This is a genomic window from Flavobacterium bomense, from assembly GCF_003970355.1.
This window is the reverse complement of sequence record NZ_RYDJ01000190.1, coordinates 1-1,172: the sequence shown is the minus strand read 5'-3', so window position 1 is coordinate 1,172 and position 1,172 is coordinate 1. Positions and strand designations below refer to the sequence as shown.

The following is a 1,172-nucleotide window of genomic DNA, read 5'->3' as shown; positions in this document are numbered from 1 at the left end:
TTGTACAACCCTTTATTGTATAAAATAGCCGCAAAATCAATTTGCTCTCTTAATTGGTAGCGAATGTTTTGGCTGGGAATATTCAACCGAATACTCACTAATATTTGTTTGTATAAATACGATTTAAGGTTCGATAATTGTGCTTTCTTGATGACGCCACTTTTCAAGATAATTTTCTCGTCATAGGCTTCAGATTTATCCAAAACATTGAATAATTCGATAAATTTTGTATTTGAACTCGTTTCAAGACGACTAGCAAAAATCTTAAATTGTCTTTTTTCAGACTTTGAAAGGGATTTAATTAAAACAAATAAAGAATCTTTTTGATGGTTAGCCATTGTAAAATATAGTATAGTAACGTATTGTTTTTAAGTAGTTTACAAAGATTTTACATCCCTTATAAACAGTATAATTTACAAAAATGAGTTTTATTATAAAAGAATGAAATCTATTTTTGTTCAAAGATGTGAAATTACATTAAATATTTTAAAATGAATAGAGAGAAAGTCCAAATTTTTGATACCACTTTAAGAGACGGTGAACAGGTCCCAGGATGTAAATTAGATACCAAACAAAAACTAGTAATTGCAGCTCGTCTCGACGAAATGGGAGTTGATATAATTGAAGCTGGGTTTCCTGTTTCAAGTCCCGGTGATTTTTTATCTGTTTCTGAAATAAGCAAAATTATAAAAAACGCTACGGTTTGCGGACTTACAAGAGCTGTTAAAAACGATATTGATGTGGCTGCGGCGGCTTTGAAATACGCCAAAAGACCCCGTATTCATACCGGAATTGGAACGTCAAATTCACATATAGTTCACAAACTTAATACCACAAGAGAAGACATTATTGCCCGAGCAAAATATGCCGTTTCTTATGCCAAATCATATGTTGAAGATGTAGAATTTTATGCAGAAGATGCGGGTAGAACGGATAATGAATTTTTGGCACGAGTCTGTGAAGAAGTCATAAAATCAGGAGCAACTGTATTAAATATTCCCGATACAACAGGATATTGTTTGCCTGATGAATATGGTGCAAAAATAAAATACTTGAAAGAAAACGTAAAAGGCATCGAAAACGTAATTCTTTCTTGTCATTGTCATAATGATTTAGGAATGGCTACAGCCAATTCGATTGCTGGTGTTATCAACGGTGCCAGACAAATAGAA

The 1,172-nt window shown here is 32.7% G+C and carries 2 pseudogenes; one reads left to right on the top strand and one right to left on the bottom strand.

The window, feature by feature from the left end:
• Positions 1 to 338, bottom strand: a pseudogene (locus EKL98_RS16650) (hypothetical protein); the annotation flags it as partial.
• Between the two features lie 153 nt (positions 339 to 491).
• Between EKL98_RS16650 and EKL98_RS16645 the strand changes: the two are divergent.
• A pseudogene (locus tag EKL98_RS16645) lies at positions 492 to 1,172 on the top strand (2-isopropylmalate synthase); the annotation flags it as partial.